This is a genomic window from Pseudodesulfovibrio pelocollis, from assembly GCF_030282845.1.
Lineage (GTDB): Bacteria > Desulfobacterota > Desulfovibrionia > Desulfovibrionales > Desulfovibrionaceae > Pseudodesulfovibrio > Pseudodesulfovibrio pelocollis.
This window is the reverse complement of sequence record NZ_JASTWE010000002.1, coordinates 21,580-37,861: the sequence shown is the minus strand read 5'-3', so window position 1 is coordinate 37,861 and position 16,282 is coordinate 21,580. Positions and strand designations below refer to the sequence as shown.

Annotated in this window: 18 protein-coding genes; all 18 read right to left on the bottom strand. The window is 53.0% G+C overall.

The window, feature by feature from the left end:
- Positions 1-88: 88 nt before the first annotated feature.
- Positions 89-529, bottom strand: a complete 441-nt coding sequence (locus QQS14_RS01240; RefSeq protein ID WP_285905067.1) for a hypothetical protein — start codon at positions 527-529, stop codon at positions 89-91.
- A 428-nt stretch (positions 530-957) separates the two neighbouring features.
- Positions 958-1,128 (bottom strand): hypothetical protein, encoded by a 171-nt coding sequence (locus tag QQS14_RS01235; protein ID WP_285905066.1) that lies wholly within the window; start codon positions 1,126-1,128, stop codon positions 958-960.
- 9 nt (positions 1,129-1,137) lie between these two features.
- Complete coding sequence (locus QQS14_RS01230; protein WP_285905065.1) at positions 1,138-1,476, bottom strand: hypothetical protein; 339 nt, start codon at positions 1,474-1,476, stop codon at positions 1,138-1,140.
- 15 nt (positions 1,477-1,491) lie between these two features.
- Positions 1,492-3,597 carry a ribonucleoside triphosphate reductase gene (locus tag QQS14_RS01225; protein ID WP_285905064.1) on the bottom strand — a complete coding sequence of 702 codons (2,106 nt, stop codon included), beginning with the start codon at positions 3,595-3,597 and terminating at the stop codon, positions 1,492-1,494.
- Positions 3,598-3,665: 68 nt separating this feature from the next.
- Entirely contained in the window at positions 3,666-4,469 is an 804-nt protein-coding gene (locus tag QQS14_RS01220; protein ID WP_285905063.1) for an anaerobic ribonucleoside-triphosphate reductase activating protein, read from the bottom strand.
- Positions 4,470-4,687: 218 nt separating this feature from the next.
- Positions 4,688-5,044 (bottom strand): hypothetical protein, encoded by a 357-nt coding sequence (locus tag QQS14_RS01215; RefSeq protein ID WP_285905062.1) that lies wholly within the window; start codon positions 5,042-5,044, stop codon positions 4,688-4,690.
- Positions 5,045-5,116: 72 nt separating this feature from the next.
- Complete coding sequence (locus QQS14_RS01210) at positions 5,117-7,279, bottom strand: vWA domain-containing protein (RefSeq protein ID WP_285905061.1); 2,163 nt, start codon at positions 7,277-7,279, stop codon at positions 5,117-5,119.
- 74 nt (positions 7,280-7,353) lie between these two features.
- Positions 7,354-8,499, bottom strand: a complete 1,146-nt coding sequence (locus tag QQS14_RS01205) for a DUF3150 domain-containing protein (RefSeq protein ID WP_285905060.1) — start codon at positions 8,497-8,499, stop codon at positions 7,354-7,356.
- A 401-nt stretch (positions 8,500-8,900) separates the two neighbouring features.
- Complete coding sequence (locus tag QQS14_RS01200) at positions 8,901-9,944, bottom strand: AAA family ATPase (RefSeq protein WP_285905059.1); 1,044 nt, start codon at positions 9,942-9,944, stop codon at positions 8,901-8,903.
- Positions 9,945-10,022: 78 nt separating this feature from the next.
- Positions 10,023-10,295, bottom strand: a complete 273-nt coding sequence (locus tag QQS14_RS01195; RefSeq protein ID WP_285905058.1) for a hypothetical protein — start codon at positions 10,293-10,295, stop codon at positions 10,023-10,025.
- A gap of 54 nt (positions 10,296-10,349) precedes the next feature.
- On the bottom strand, positions 10,350-10,886 hold the full coding sequence (locus QQS14_RS01190; RefSeq protein ID WP_285905057.1) for a hypothetical protein: 537 nt from the start codon (positions 10,884-10,886) through the stop codon (positions 10,350-10,352).
- A gap of 90 nt (positions 10,887-10,976) precedes the next feature.
- Positions 10,977-13,310 carry a DEAD/DEAH box helicase gene (locus tag QQS14_RS01185; protein WP_285905056.1) on the bottom strand — a complete coding sequence of 778 codons (2,334 nt, stop codon included), beginning with the start codon at positions 13,308-13,310 and terminating at the stop codon, positions 10,977-10,979.
- 13 nt (positions 13,311-13,323) lie between these two features.
- On the bottom strand, positions 13,324-13,482 hold the full coding sequence (locus QQS14_RS01180) for a hypothetical protein (protein ID WP_285905055.1): 159 nt from the start codon (positions 13,480-13,482) through the stop codon (positions 13,324-13,326).
- A gap of 79 nt (positions 13,483-13,561) precedes the next feature.
- On the bottom strand, positions 13,562-14,137 hold the full coding sequence (locus QQS14_RS01175; RefSeq protein WP_285905054.1) for a hypothetical protein: 576 nt from the start codon (positions 14,135-14,137) through the stop codon (positions 13,562-13,564).
- Positions 14,138-14,148: 11 nt separating this feature from the next.
- A complete protein-coding gene (locus tag QQS14_RS01170; RefSeq protein WP_285905053.1) occupies positions 14,149-15,186 on the bottom strand; it encodes a DUF6094 domain-containing protein in 1,038 nt (345 codons plus the stop codon).
- Positions 15,186-15,500: a hypothetical protein gene (locus QQS14_RS01165; protein ID WP_285905052.1), complete on the bottom strand. Its 315-nt coding sequence runs from the start codon at positions 15,498-15,500 to the stop codon at positions 15,186-15,188. The genes QQS14_RS01170 and QQS14_RS01165 overlap by 1 nt, the downstream gene beginning before the upstream one ends.
- A 77-nt stretch (positions 15,501-15,577) precedes the next feature.
- Entirely contained in the window at positions 15,578-16,129 is a 552-nt protein-coding gene (locus tag QQS14_RS01160; RefSeq protein WP_285905051.1) for a hypothetical protein, read from the bottom strand.
- A complete protein-coding gene (locus QQS14_RS01155) occupies positions 16,126-16,257 on the bottom strand; it encodes a hypothetical protein (protein WP_285905050.1) in 132 nt (43 codons plus the stop codon). Before QQS14_RS01155 ends, QQS14_RS01160 begins: the two co-directional genes overlap by 4 nt.
- Positions 16,258-16,282 lie beyond the last annotated feature (25 nt).

Below are 16,282 nucleotides of genomic sequence, written 5' to 3'. Positions count from 1 at the left end.
CTTATGTTCTGCTATTATGCCGCCTCGGGTAGTGTATACACCCCTCTTTCCATTCGGACGAAGTGGGTCTGCACGACATGACGGATTTCTAATGTACTAAAAGCTTGTTGATACGTGTCAGCAAAAACTTTTTGGGATCAAATGGAGAACGCACCAGAGTTACCTCAAGGTATTTTCCTCCTTCAATAAGGGTGTCATACGCACCATCTTCGTCATGATCCCATACCAACCTTTTCCACTCAGAAAGAGTGAACCAGATTTCAACGGGCTTGCCATCTGCCTTGATGGAAGACAGCTTCTGTTCCTTGTCGCGTTCGAATGCTTTCACGATGAGAGGCCAGAGATCGGCCAAATCATGAATAAGATCCATGTCAATCATCGCATCTTCAACACCCCAAATGGGATTTTTGCTGTGAAGATCGTATTCGTCCCAAACAAGATTGTTTTCATCCCAAGCAAATTTCGGGACAAAGACAACAGGGGCCACATTGATTATAAAACCAGTTTCGCTGCATATTGTGGTATTCATTGTTTCTCTCCGTTGCCAGAGAGCGCAAGAAACCCGTCAGGGCTTCGTGCGCCCTGACGGGTTTCTTAATCATTTTTTAGGGTTGGGTTTGGACTACGACTTAGAGTCACCATTGTGCTTTCTGGTCACATACCACAGGCCGACAGCACCGACGATGATGGACATAACCAAAAGAGCAATAGAGGAATAGGTGTTAATTTCCATTTTTACCTCCGAAATGGCTGATCAAACAGGCTGCAATCAAAGTGATTATACCCGTGAGCCAATTTATCCAAACATAACCTTGGCCTATCAATGCGTAGAGGCATGAGCCTGCGCTGATGGCTACTAGCCAGGCTATTAAGACAATAGCCATGTTTGTTTCTCCTGTAAAGCCAGGACAAACTGAACCCGTCAGGGCTTAATTTGCCCTGACGGGTTTTGTGGCTTTATTTGAACATCACGAAAGCTTCGAGAGCATCTGCGCTAATCAACCCCAGCCAGTGCGGGACAACCGCAAGGGAGGCTCTCAGCGCAACGCCGCCGATCGTGTTTGTGCATCCGATCCCGAAAAGAATCAGAAAACAAAACAGGATTTCGAGTGTTTCTCTTTTAATCATGAGTCCTCCTCACCTTGGGCAGACTTGCTGCCTTACTTCGCGGTAGAAGGCTTGCTCAATTTCAGTCTTCTCTATTCCGAAGACACCCTCAAACTGGCGAACCGTAAAAAGCCGTTCCGAATCGCTTGCGCTGATCCGAGACAGCTTCTCACTGGCATCGCTCATTTTGTACCACACCCCGGCCACCAGCAGCTCTTGGTCTGTGCAGACCTGAACATCGCTGACTTTGTAGATGGGGGATATGTGCTTGGGCTTCATCGTGATTTCGTTGGTCCCAAGGATCGCGATGATCAAAAAAACCAACGAAGCAAGAGTTTTTCCTATGATGGTCAATGTCGCTGTGATCATTGATTTTCCTTTGGGCTAGGCCACTTCAACCTCGAACTCGATCCTGTCGCAGAACTCGGCCTGCTTACCCTTGTTCCACCTGGACACGGGTCTATAATAGCCGACAATTCTGGTCCAGATTTCGGTTTCCGAACCACAATGCGGGCAGGCCTCCTCCTCTCCCTTCAGATACCCATGATCCGGGCAGATTGAGAAGGTCGGCGTGAAGCTGATGTAAGGCAGCTTCGTCAAGGACATGGCCTTGACTATGAAGCTTTTGAGCGCATTCCTGTCGCTCGCAGCCTCACCCACGTAGGTGTGGAACACCGTGCCGCCGGTATACAGGGTCTGGAGATCGTTTTGATGCTCCAGAGCCTCAATCGGGTTCGTGGTGTACCCCACGGGCAGAGCCGTGGAGTTGGTGTAGTATGTCTCACCATTGCCGGACTGGATGATGTCGGCATATTGCCGCTTGTCGATCCTGGCCAGGCGATAGCTGGTCCCTTCCGCCGGAGTGGCTTCCAGGTTGTACATGTTTCCGGTTTCAGCCTGAAACTCCTCAGTCAGCTTCCGCAGGTGCTTAAGCACGCGCTGCATGAGTTCGGAACCCTCACGGGTTTCGATCCCCTTGCCGATGAGGTTGAGGCAGGCCTCATGGCCGCCGACCAGGCCAATCGTGCTGAAGTGTCCCTTGTAGCCGTTCTTAAGGTAGCGCTTGGTGAACGGGTAGAAACCCGCCCCCAGGAAGCCGTTAAGCATCTTGCGCTTGATCTCCAAAGACGTCTTGGCCAGCTTGGCATGCTTGGTGACGAGTTCGAAGAATTCCTCCTCGCTCTCGGCCAGATAGCCATACTTGGCCATGTTCAGGGTGACGACGCCTATGGAGCCGGTGAGGTCACCAGCGCCAAACAGGCCGCCCGTCTTTTTCTTCAGCTCCCGAATGTCCATTTGGAGTCGGCAGCACATGGAGCGCACGTCCTCAGGCCTGAGGTCGGAGTTGATGAAGTTCTGAAAGTACGGCACGCCGTACTTGGCCGTCAGATCCAGGAGCATCCCGCCAACTTCCGATTCCCAAGGGAAGTCCTCGGTGACGTTGTACGTCGGAATCGGGAAGGAGAAGATCCGGCCGTCGGCATCGCCTTCGGTCATCACTTCCACGTATGCCTTGTTGATCATGTCGGCTTCCTTCTGGAAATCTCCCAGTTTCCACTCTTCATGGTACTTGCCGCCGATGATGGCAGGCTCGTTGGCCATGTGATTGGGACAGGAGAGATCGAAGGTCAGATTGGTGAACGGGGACTGTCCACCCCAGCGCGAGGTGGTGTTAAGGTTGAACACGAATTTCTGCATGGCCTGCTTAACCACCCTCCTGTAGACGAACTCTGTGGGAGGTTCGACGCCAAGCTCCTTTTGGAGCTTGAGGATATCGGCGCGGACCAAGGGGGCCAGGTAGGTGTCCACATTGTTGAATGCTTGGGCGCCAGCCCATTCGTTCTGCAGCGTACCCAGGAAGTTGACCATCTGCCCGAGGGCGGCGTCAAAGTGCTTCGCGGGGGCCGAGCTGCAGTAGCCTGGGTTGTTGAACCCTTCGAGAAGGAGATCCCGAAGAGACCAGCCAGCGCAGTAGCCGGCGAGGCCGAAGGAAAGGTCATGGATGTGCATGAATCCGTCCCCGTGGGCCTCTTTGATCTCGACTGGGAGCTTTTCCAGGGTGTACCGGGCCTGTTGCGTTCCCGACAGATTGAGCATCAACCCCTGAAAGGAGTGGCCCATGTTGGCATTTTCAGCGACCCGCCAGTTGGTCTCGTCCAGGTAGGAGTCGATCTGCTTGGCTGTGTCCCTGAAAATGGCCATGTCGGCACGCACGCTGGCACGCTTCTGGCGATACTTGATGTAGGTCGCGGCTTCCTTGAAGATGTTTTGCTCCATGAGCGTCGCCTCAACCAGGTCCTGAACCACTTCAATGCCCACCCTTTCCTGCCCGAGGGCACACACCTTGGTCCATGCAAGACGTCCCAAGGTGGGGACCAGGGCCGTGTTCGAGCCGCAGGACTCGAAGCACCTCATAATGGCATTTTGAATACGAACCGGATCGCTCTTTTCGAGAGAGCCGTCCCGCTTGATTATGAATTTGGGTTCCATTGTAAATTCTCCTCGTGTTTGAAAAGCGGGGAGAACCACCCCGACGGGTGATTCTCCCCGTTGGGGTGTTATAAATTGTTGATGATGGTGAACTCGGGAGTTCCCCAGTTGAGTATGGCGGATATGGGATCAGAAACGCCCATGTCCCTCAACGCGAGAGTGGCCTTGAAGGCAGGGAGTTCAAGAACGTCCTTGTTGGTCTTCTTGTCGATGACCAACACCATCCCAAATTCACTGTTTACAGTCTCCTCATCCTTGAGGTGATCAGGCTCGCGATACTCCTGAATGTGAAGCTCGTGACCCGTCGGCAGGTAAGACCTGCAGATGGCCAGATCCTCGTCAGTCAGCATCGGAACCGCGGTGGTCCGGAAGTAGAACTTGCCGGGATACAGCTTGGCGAACTCGAAGATGAGACTCAGGTCGGCTTCCGCCCTTGCGGTGGCCAGTTTTGAACGCCTGGTGAGCTCCGGATACTTGTCCCAGGGGCCCTTGACGTCCACACTCACCATGTCGACCAGCTCGTCTTTGAGCAAATCGCCTATGACCTCCGGATGAGATCCGTTTGTATTAATATTGGCCGGAAGGCCCAGGGCCTTGACCTCCTTCAGAAGGATGCTCAGGCCCGGGGTGATCGTCGGCTCGCCGCCGGTAATCACGACACCATCGAGCCACTGCTTGCTGGCTTCCAGGTAGTCCATAATCCTATGGCGGGGTATCCGATCAAGGGTTCCCGAATTCGTGGCCAGGGTCCAGTTGTGGCAGGTGGGGCACCGGAAGTTGCAGCCACCAAGAAAGATGACTGCGGCTACCTTGCCCGGCCAATCGCACATGCTGAATTCCTGAAAACCGCGTATATTTTCCCATATACTCATGCAATCTCTCCTTAATCTCATTGTTTTCAGAGGGCTCATTGAAAAAAAAGCCCACGGATTATTTGAAGAGAAAGCAAAAGCTCCTTGAGGGAACAATTGCTCATCCCCTCAAGGATTTTGGAATTTAAGTAAATAGTTGGTTCCGTTCCCAGGCCAGGAGGAGGAATGCCCTTTCGGGCGGCCAGGATAAGGAACCTTTTTGAATTGAACTTCCATCTCTACCTGCACATGTTCATGTGCAAGAGAGTTTTTTCGAGAGCCAGGTAACGATCCCTCAGACTGACCGGCAAACCGTGATGGACAGTGAAGTCGCCGTAACGCTCACTGTCAAACTCGATTTGGGAGTCGCCTTTGAATTCGTATTTGGTCCCGTCTGCCACCATGAAATGCAGGAATCGAGACTCCTGAATCATGCAGCAGAAAGGGCCAATAATCGGCCCTTTGTGAAGTTCGATGTAAAGACCGCACCGCTTCGGCAGCAAGGCCTCAGGCAGCAAGTCTTTGGGGTTCAGATAGCGTATGTCAGGACTCTTGGTAGCCCTCACCCTTCTATCCTCTTTCTGTGTGTCAACCATTGTCCCTCTCCTTCAACCGGAGAGCGCACGGCCACCCGAAGGCGACCGTGCGCCTTCCGGCAGTTTGGTTGGTTATCTGATTAACGCGGCTTCAAGCATGCCGAATACGGCTTCAGGCATTTCCTCAATGGAGGTGATGCACCTGAAATTGTCTCCGAACATGCTTGCCAAATTCTCTTCATCGTTAGCATCAACTTCAATGCCAAGGCAGAATGCCTCAACACCGTAGCTGCGCGCATCTTCCAATGCCATGATTGCGGCTTCCAACGGGGTCGGGCCACCATCGGTGATGACGAAGAGTATCTTGCGATCTTCCCGGCAGGCCAAAAGGTCCGGAAGGATGTTCCAGACGGCCTGGCCAAGAGGCGTATAGCCCGTGGGGGCAATCCCGATTTCGTTCGTGTACCGCTCTCCGTGCCGAAGCAAGGTCGTGCAGTCATATGACGAATTGCCGGGGAAGGCCGTTATTGCCGTGTTGAATCGACGGTTGCTGCGAAGCGCCATGGTCATTGCCAAGGTCGAACGCAAGGCAAGAGGCATTCTCTGTCGACGCCAACACCCCATTGAACCAGAGTTATCCAGCATGAAGTGGATGGCTGCTTTGTCGATTTTCTTTTGACTCTCTGCCTTGAAGATCAGAGTATCTTTGAACTTCAAACGGTAGATTCGACGAGTGTCAACCCGTGTCCCTGACCGTTTGTAATGCGTATGCATCCGTTCGTAGTCTTGCAGAACCGCGCCCAAATGCCCCATGAGAAATCCCGCTTCAGCGGCGACTTCATTTTCATCCAGGGGCGTTATGTCGTTATCAGGGTATGGAACCTGAATGGCAGGCTTCACATCCTGATCGTCGGCTTTGCAATCCAGCCCTATCTCGTTGAGCAGTGCCTTCAGCTCCTCGCCCTTGCCTTCCGGCAATTGTTCCCAATTCTTCGGGTCCAGGGTTGCGTCAAAGACGTCCTTGTAACTCGATTGGGAATGAGACGAAGCGGAACCAGAAGATGAATTCCTTTCTGAGTCGCCCGACTCGCTCTCCGAAGAGGTCGAACCGTCACAGTCCCCAGAGTCTTGATCATCTCCTTGCCCTTCATCCGAGGAACCACCCTCCTTTGCTTGGTCCTGAGACTCACCGTCCTGACTCTGCGAATCTTTGGAGGTGGAGCCATCTTGGCCCAAGCTGTTTTCTTCTTGGGAAGAATCGGAGGTTTCGTCGGCATCGTCCATCCCGTCTTCCGAAGAATCAGATGTGGACGAACTCGAGCCAGATTGGTCTTTGCCCTCCTCGCCCTGGTCCTGAGAACCTTGGGAAGAGGAGTCATCTTGGCCGTCTTTTTCCGGTTCTCCTTCAAAGGAGTCCGGAGATTGCGATTCGGCCTGGGACTGACTTTCAGATCCGCCCTTCTCGTCTTCCGAAGAATCCGATGTGGCCGAGCCTTGGCCGGTTTGTCCCTCAGAATCGTCATCCTGACTTGAATCGTCGGATGAACCGTTCTGGCAGTCTTGCGCTTGATCTTCTTTCGAAGAATCAGAGGCTTGGGACTGCTGTTGTTGTTTTTGCGCTTCTTCCTTTAAGAGGGCGACGACCTTTTTCGCCAGCTCCAGCGCATGCCACGAATCTCGAGCATGCACCGCCTCGTTAAGGATTGAGTCGAGCTTGGTTACGAATTCAGGGGGGAAAGTCTTCTCCATCAAAGGCTTTTCAACCTCGATGAAAGGTTTCATCACCGCATGGCCGAGCATGTTGTAAATCAACGTGCTCAACATGTAGTTATGGAGAAGAACAAGCGGGTCAACCGGTCCCGCAGGGTACTTCGGCCCTTCCGAGTACATCAACTCATCGTATTCACGAAGGTTGGTCTTGGAGCCGGGATAAAGTAGTCCGTTGAGTCGGTCGACACGCGGATCTTCAATGACGTTCAACAGCTTGCGCGTCAACTCGTCATTGACTTCCTGCATAACCTCGAAGTCGGTATGAGCGCCATGCCCTCCAGCTTCGTGATCCCCAAGTCCAACGTAAAGTTTGCGAATCACTTCACGCGGGTCATGGCCCCTTTCTATGAACTTTTTGATTGTTGGTGAGTACGCAGACTTCTCCAAATCGATGATCGGAAGGACTATCCGCTTGCCATTGGTGTAGGCGCTGTTCCCACCAAATTCTACTTCCACCCCATATTGCTTTGACTGCATGACAGCCGTAAACTGGAGGGAATTTTGAAAATGCTTGTCTATGATCATAACAATCTCCGAATACGGAAAAACCCCGCCAGCAGGGGTTTCCATTTAAGGATAACCCCGCTGGCGAGGGTGTTTTAGAAGAACGGGCTGGCGTCCGTGACCACGCATGCTTCCGAAAAAGCAGGGGTGGGCAAATCCGTCTGGTCCGTTTTTTCTTCCTCTTCTTCCGAAGAATTCCAAAGATCGACGCCTTGAGGCAATTCGAAAACAGGTTCCGAATTTTCCTCGACCTCCGGTGAGGAGATCACGACGTCTTCGGACGAATCCTCTTCGAGTGCGGCCCTGGCCTCGGGGGCGTTGCCGCCGAACACCATTGCAGCCTTCTCGTTGAGGAAGTCTTCGGAATTGAGTCGATTGCTCTGAACAGAGCGCCCGTATTCTTCCATTGCCTTTTCGCTGGTCACGACCTCAAGGACACCCTTGATCATCATGTAGCTGGAACCGACGTAAGGGCCTTTGGAAGGGAGTTTGCTGATGACGTCATCCACCAGGTCGCGGATATGAACAGCCGACGGATGCAGCAGAAGCAGGTTGCCCAGCTTCTCGCTTATCCGGCGCAGCGGACTCAGAGCCTTGGCCGTGCAGTCCGTCTTGCTCGCATCCTGAAACCACAGTTCGTAGGATGATCCCTTGGAAGCCTTGTAGGATTTCCGGGCATCAACGGCGATCTCGTGGAAAAGAGAATCACCGAAGCTGTCCACCAGAGCCTCAAGCCCGGCGTCTTCCGGCCTCACGATGGATTCCGGCGCCGGGGTCATGGCATAGGCCGTCCAGGAAAACCCGAACTTGTACTGCACCTGGGTAGAAGAGAGCAGCTTGTCTTCCACCAGATGTTCCCAGCCGGGGAACCGGGAGGGAAAGTCCAGATTTTTATCGTCATGGTTGGCGAGGAACTCCGTGAGAAACTCCTCGAACTTCTGTTGGTTTTCCTGCAACAGTTGCAGCGCCTCAGGCCACTTCTCCTGACTGATCAGGAAAGAGCTCCTGCTGGGCTTGATGCCGAGCTGGCCGAGACCGAATTCCACGTCCGTTCTGATCTTACGAGCTTCCCGAAGGTCGTCGTTGTCGCAGATCGGAATGGTCGAATTGAACTCCTTCGGAGGATTCTCCGCAGTGTTCAATTCTTCGGTTTCGATGGAAGTGCGTCCCGACCAAATGCGGATACGCGGTTCGATCGACATCATCTGTTCCAGAATTGCGATTGTTTTTGCTTCAGCCATTGTTTCTCTCCTTAAATGATAAAAGGGGAAACTCCGGCCCCCAACGGGGTGAGTTTCCCCCATTGGGTTACTTTTTGTAATGGTAGCCTTTCCGCAGCTTTTCCTTTTTCCTCTTGTCCAGCTCATCTTCCGGGGAATCATTCAGGCATTCGTGCCTGTACTTGACCTTGATGGCCAAGTTTGTTCCCTGAGAGCCGTACTGAATTTCGAGGCGATCATGGAAAGCCGTGGCATTCCAGATTTTCGGAATATGCGCGTTCTTTCCCGAGCCGGGACCAATTAGGTAAACCCAATCGATAGGCTTGTTGAAAAAAGGACTCGCAGGCGCTGAGGTTGCCGACGATGAAGTCGGCGCAGGCGTAGGATTTCTGTCTGCTGGTCTCTTGAACAGATCCTCCGGGTCAATCCACCTCCTTGTCGTCAGATTCGGAGGAGGCAAACCCCTTGTCGAATTTGCGCTGAAACCATTCTTCCAGCTTCACCCTGTCGCCAGTTGAAGCCTTGTCGAGCAGACATGCATCGAGCGCGTACTTGATGGGAGCGATGCCAAAACTGGCCACCTTCTCGCATTGTTTGGTCATAAGCGCCCAATCGATGAGAGAGCGTATCTCCATCGTTATACGGACGCGATCCTGACGCCGCATGGGCTGACTGGAGTCAGTCGATTCGCCGGTGAAGGCGGTGCGAACGTCATTCGCGTAATCAATCATCCTATCCAGGAGATCGTCATCCAGGCTGGAGCCGACGACCTTTTTCAAGACCCTCTTTTCCAGCTCTTTGTCCATGTAGCCCACCTTCTTTGCGAGGAAGCGAGCCATGTACGCAACGTTCTGGATTTGAACCCCCTGATAGAATCCTGTTTCATCTCCGCTTCCGTTTGTGTTGCCAGTGCAGACTATCCTGAAGTTGGGGTGGGGCGTTATGGCCTCGCCTCCATTTTCAAGAAGCACATGCGGACGGCCGTCCAGAACGGCATGGAATCCGCTCGCGACTTCGGGATCAAGCTGATCCGCTTCATCGATAAGCAGAATGCCGCCATGCATCATGGCCAGCGGCAAGACGCCGTACTGGAACACCAGATTACCGCTCTCGTCCGTGGCGAAGTGACCTTCGAATTCCTCGAACCGGGTAAACCCGTTGACGGATTTCTGGAAGACCGGGACGTTCAGCCTGGCAAAGAACTGCTCGAAGGCCGACGATTTTCCGGTACCGGTCGGACCCCAGAGCCAAAGGCCCTTGTTGTCCTTCTGGGGACGAGTCCACCAGAAGATCAGCAGTTGGAGAACATCCGGCTGGAACAGGTAGTTGGGATTAGCTTTCGGGGTATGAATCGAAGGCTCTCTGTAGCCGGCCAAACGAGTGGCAGCTTTGGAAGCCTTGGGTCCGTAGAATACCCCTAAATCAAAAGTGTGGTCCATGGGACCAGCAGTATTTTCTTGGTACATGTTTCTCTCCTGATAAGAAGCAGGAACCACGCACCACGCCATGCGGGTGCTTAGTTCCCGCACAGCGGTTGATTTTGTCTATGCGACTTTCAGTTCAAGGACTTCGATGGCATCAGCGATGCTTTCAATCTTGCCAACCCGCAGCGCCTTCGCACGCTCAAGCAGCTTGCGCCGATATCGAGGACGCGCCAGACGCCCGAATTTCAGATTGAGTTCAACGGCCTCCAGTTCACTTCGCTTGTTGGGCGAATAGAACAGACAGGCAATCACCTCTTCGTCCGTTAACTTGGTGTCACAAGCCCAACACCCGTTATTTTCACAGGTGGAGCATTTCTTGATGAATTTGGACATGAATCCTCTCTCAAAGAGGGGAGAACTCCCACAGGGAGCTCCCCCCATGGAAGTTTAGTATATTTCAGCGACTCCGAAACTCAGGTGATCATAGACATCCTCGTCCTCGAGCCCGATGCCAAGAGACATCTCGGAGGTGAGGTCAAACAGATCGTCGGGCCGATCGTCCAACCCGAAGCGGAGGTCTTCAAAACCGCTATCCGCTTTAGGCGGCCGACCGGGGCCACGCTTCTGAATGTTTTCTGCCATGACCTGGATTTGAAGGTCGTGATCACTCACCTCTTCAAAATTGAAGTCTTCATACAGGGCAGGATCGACCCTCTTTCGCGGCTTGACCGACGAAAGGTCATCCATCTTAGGCTGATCCGGTTTTTCACCTACCCAGGCAATCATCCAGAGGCCCGGGTCCCATCCCATGCTGCACTGCCGGAACAAACCGTCCTGCGACACCAGCATGATTGTCGTCTTGCCATTGACGTGAAAGCCAACGGCCTCGCCTTGAATTTCTTCCCAGGCTCCATGACGCTTACGGACAAGACCAATTCTTTTGCCTCTGAACCGACTGAACTTTATTTTTTGTTTCTGTGCCATTGTTTCTCTCCGTTGCAACGTAGAGAAGGCACCACGCCCCCCGCAGGGAATCGTGATGCCTTCCCTACGGGTTGCTTGGGTTTGGTTAGATCATGCAGCCTCCAGAATGTCCCAGGCTTCGAAGCCGGGAAGAGAGGGAGCTGCCTTGAGCCGATAGGTCGCGCTACCAATGAATACTTCGGAACCGTCCACCTTGATCCGAATCTTCCGGCGCCCGAGCGTCCCTGTGGCCTCTTCCATACCAGCCAGCCGCTGCAGTGCTCCGACCTTGCGGAAGGAGCTTTGAGCAACCTGGCTGACCGGTTTGGTTTCGACCTTGGGAGTTTCGAGAGCAGGGATTGCGGGAGGCTTTTCGACCGAAGTTTCGGGCGTGACCTTCTGGGGTTTCTTGCACTGACCGTATACTTTGGAATCCGCGGCGCGGTAAGACGCGAACGTCTTTTCCAAAGAGTCCATTTTCAGATTATTGACCAATGCGCGGGCAAGCTCCACGGCCATGTTGTCACCAGCTTCGGAGAGAGCCACCAGGCCCTTGTCCGAAAGTTCTCCTTCAAGCACAAGGCTCGCTTCAAACTTGCTGGCAATCAATGCCATCGCCGCTTCTTGCAGCGTGTCGCGGTTGATCATGAATCGTACACGGACATATTGGGTCTGTGACGGACGCCAAGACCGACGAGAGGCCTGGCGTAGGACGTAGGTGGAATACCCGGTCTGATAGAACAGAACCTCGGGAAACATCAGGAGGTTCAATCCTACTTCGACTAGTTGAGGCTGGCAGATCATGCAATCATACCCGCCTTCTTCCATCTTACGCTCGATCCAATCGAGGCGTTCATCCGTTTTGACTGTGGTGGCCTTGAGAACCAGCGGGTTGAATCCTGCCGCTCTCAAGCGCGAGGCAAGGATTGTATCCGTTGCCCATTTCCCGGTGTACTCAGCAAATATGAGCACTTTCCGGCCTTCTGCCTTATTTTCCCTTATGATCTCGATGAGACGTTCATCCTTGCCCGTCACAACGTCCATTTCGGGAGCAGAAGCCACCACTTCATCATCACGATTGGTTATCTCAATTTCTTTGGGGATGTCGGGCCAAGCGAGAAGCGTTGAAAGCATCTTGCCCAGCACCGTCATGTCCTTATTTTTCAGGGCTTCCTTCGCCGCGTCTGTCAATTCCGCTTCAAAGCTTTTGTACTCCGAATGCAGACCTGACGGGAGTTCACAAAACTCCAGTTCTTCCTCATACGGCGGCATTTCTTCTGCAATATCCGAGATACGCAAAAACACCGTCGACGCGAGGAAAAACTGTTTCAGGATCAGCGGACTGATGCCCGGCTTCTCCTTCAATGTCTTGGTTTCCTTGGACGCTCGCCCTGAAACCTTGTCGCTGTCGTAATGGGTGAAGACTTCTTCCAGACAGCCAAATTGACTGACGAAACTCATCTTCTCATTGAACCCCGGCAGAATCTTCTTGCGAATCTCCTTGGTGAAGTTCAGCGCGACAGCGCGTTGGATCAGGTAGAATACCTCAGAGGCCTTTCCTCCAGACAGCGTGCCCGTCAGGGGCAGAATGTACCGGCAGGAACTCGCCAACTGGCCCAGAATCGCGCCCTGAATGGTGTCACCACCTTTCATTTTGTGGACTTCATCCGGAATCAGAAGGTCAAAGTAGCCTTTGAGATATTTCTTGATGTAGAGAGCGGGAGCGTACCGTCTGCGCCTACTTGCAGGCCCAAACAACGGCGCCTTGCACTTCAGACAGAAGTTACGTTTCGACTCCCGGAACTCATTCCAATCAATCGGGGTACAGCAGTGAACGCAACACGAATTAGCCGTGCGACGATCTCTGCCTACAGAATCCTTCTTTATTGTGTTTGAGCGGAAAATCCCGGCGTGTTCCCAGGTGAAGCTCGTTTTCGCCCGATTGAATCCCATGATCCAAAACTCAGGTTTGTCCGGCAAGGTTCGTTTCGCTCGCGCCTTGGTCAGGAGATACATAGCCTCAGGGCCATTGGCGCTCACAATGTTCACCTTGTTGCCGAATATCGACTTGAGCTCCTTTTTCCACGTTGAGATCAGCGTGGGGGGACACAAAACGAGCGCCCGAGCAGGACGCCTGAGAATCACGGACAGGAGCAGTGCTGTAAAACATCCCAGAAGGGTTTTGCCACAGCCCATTTCCGCTACGAGGCTGATGCATCGCAACCCCGACTTGAATCCTTTCAGGATGGCACAAAGGGAATCCATCTGTGCCGCAAAAGGAGTCTTGCCGTGGCCTTTGCAAAGCTCTCGCACTTCCTTGATGAAATCGTTCTCTTCTCCAGGCCGATAAAGTGGCGCCAGAAGATCGACGACCTTGCGTTCAAGCTGGTCAGCCGCACCGAGAACAAAGTCTTTAAGCGATTTTTCCGGTGGGTTCGTGGACATCTTCCCCCCCCCGCTAGCTTTGGAAAAAGCTGGCGAACAGGAATATGATGGCCCAAAACCCCCAACCGGAACCACTTTCGCCCTTCGTTTTGACGTGCAGCCATGCCGACACGCCAGCAAGAAGAGCTCCTGTGATTCCGAAAGCGGCAATCCGCATCGTATGTGAATCCATTGTTTCTCTCCTTCAAAAAAAGGACAGGACAACGGCCCCGTGGGGCCGAATAAATCCTGCCCCATAGGGTTTGGTTATGTTAGGAGGCAGCCGCCATGATGACGTCCTGCGCCTGCCGTGAGAACTTGGGGAGCTGCTCAAGAAGCATTTCCTCAAGTGCGTTGCTATGCATGCTGATGTGATAGGCAGCTTGGCGATTGACGGCGAAATTTTCACCGACTACCTCAAGACGGGCGATCATTCCTGAACTAAGGGCCGCCTCGAAAAGATCGGGCACCCATTCACGAAGAACGGGGATTTCGAACTTTCCCTTGAGAACGGAAAACACCTGATCGTACAAGAATGCACCGGAACCGGACACAACTTCTTCCAACTTGTCGTGGCAGAGAATTCCCTCCATGAAGAAGTTGGAGTTGAGTCGAGTCCTGATGCGGGATCTACCCTGCATGGGGAAAGCGAGATTATGGTATGTCTCGCCTTCGCCAAACTCGATTCTGGGGGCAGAGTAATATGCTCCGCCCCGATCGAGAATCCTGGCTGCAACAGCCTTACAGGATTCAAGGGAGCCCACCCACAAGCACTTAATGCATGTGTCGTCTTCGGGATCGAAGACGGCCTGAGAAACCCAGGCTTTTTCGTCTTTGACTTTGTACATTCTGTCCTCTCCTATTTCAGATCGAACAACGCGAGTTCGCCCTTTGCCTGTGATTCCGTCAGGTCCAGAACCTTGACCACAGGCGTCGGGGTGTGTCGCACGGTCGTTACGGATTTATCCTCGTAATTGGCTTTGGTTTCGGTTTTGACCATCTCCGTTTTACCGGAAATAACCCAAACGTTGCCGGATTCCGGAGCCGAATAGGCTCCATCCATCATCCCGCTCGCCAGCATCAAAGCCTGATGGCCTGCTCGCAATGGCATGAGGGTTTGCACCTTTGTTTCAACTGGCCTTGTCATTCCGACTTCCATGAGTTTCACAGCCTGCGGTGCCGAAGCATACTTGCTGATCTGCTCTGGAGTCAGATTGTGGGAGTAGAACTCAGGCGCATTCAATCCGGTCCCAGGGATGATGAAGGTTGGACCGTCATCGCCAAGGGTCATGGGGGAGGCGACAGCCATGTTGAACTGATCCACGAACATACGGGACTCACCGCGCATTTTTCTTCCAATGAGGACCACTTGCTTGAACGGCTTGTAGTCTTCTCCGGGGAAACGGAGCACGGCCATGTCCTTCAGCACAACGGGCAGCAATTTGGCTACCTCCTGTTTGGCCAACACGGTTTCCGGCACCACATAGATGAGGATTCCGTTTCGACAAAGGTACTGGAGACAACTCTTCAGGAATTTTGCTTCCGTCCGGCCTTCCATATTCCCTTCGTCGTCATAGGGAGGGTTCAGGTAGAGCAATCCGAATCGCCAGTGCGTGGCCTGAAGATCATCTATGGCGTCGCCGCAAGCGGCATTGACACCCAATGATTCGCATTCCTTGAACCGGGATTCGTCCAACTCATTTGCATACAGTTGTTTCCTCTCGAGTTCCAAAGCATCTCCGAGGAGCGCCAGGGCCTCGCCTGTGCCTGCACAAGGATCAAGTACTCTGATATTCTCAACGTCGTTGAGGGTCTTGAGATACTTGGTCATGAGAGGAACCAGGTGCGGAGGAGTTTTGAAATAGCCCTTCTGGGCTTGTGAACGGAGTCTCGCCATTACGCGGCCTCCCCGAAATCCGATTCATCGGTTTCGAAGCGGTTATCGACATGCACAGAACCCTGATTCACATCTTCCAGGAAGACATGAATGCAGCCGAGCGTCCTCTTTGCGACAACACGCAGCTTGGTCACCCACGAAAGGTTCCCGCCAGCGTATTGGCCGCTTTCGAGCAGATTTACCTCAACCTTCTTGGCCTCGAAAAGGTCAATGTCGGCGTTGGTGATGACCTGACGAACCCGGCCTTCAGCAGAGTAAGCAGTGGATGCTTCCGCACAAATGTCGAGAATTTCCTGATCAAGATAGATTTCCATTGTCTCTCTCCGTGAGAGAGAGCGCAACACCGCCCAGAGGACGGTGTTAAACGCCCTCTCGGGTTAGGTTCAGAATATTATGCCGCTTTGGCCAGTGAAGCCTTTGCGTCAGATTTCTTGTTCTTGAGGAGGTAGAGCTTTCTGAGATGATCGAAACCACCCATAATTCGGCTAACCTCCATCAGAAACTCGGTAGGCTCAACCACACACTCCTTGACGGAATGCGGATTCTCGACGGGCTTCTTGCCGTCGAGATAGTTCTTGAACGCGATCTTGACCACGTTCAAACGGTTATCGAGATCCTTTTGCCCAAGTGTGTAACCCTCAAGCATCGGATAGATGGCCAGAGCCTTTGCCCGAGCCTCTCGAGCCTCTTTCTCCCTCTGCACCTTCTGCGCCTTTTCAAGCAGCTTTGCCCGTGCTGTCCTCACCCACAATTCGCCCAGAAGAACGAAGGTGGAAGAAGACAGGGGGTTGGCGCCGCTGAATCCACGGAGAAGGATGCGAAGCGGTTTTTTGGAGTGTTCCGAAATGTCAGAGGATTGGACAAGGGTTTCAATATTCCCTTTCACCTCCAACGCTTTCCTGTAGTCCTCGACTTTTTCAAGTTGGAAAGCCAGTGAGCTCATGCTGCCTCCTTTCCCTGAGAAACACGCCTGCGTTCGACACGCATGGCAGCGCGCTTTTCATTCTTGGGATTGAAGATCAAACGGATCACACTGAGTTCACTCATCTTGATGATGACTCTCTGTACCATGGTGTTTCTCTCCGTATGAAACGAG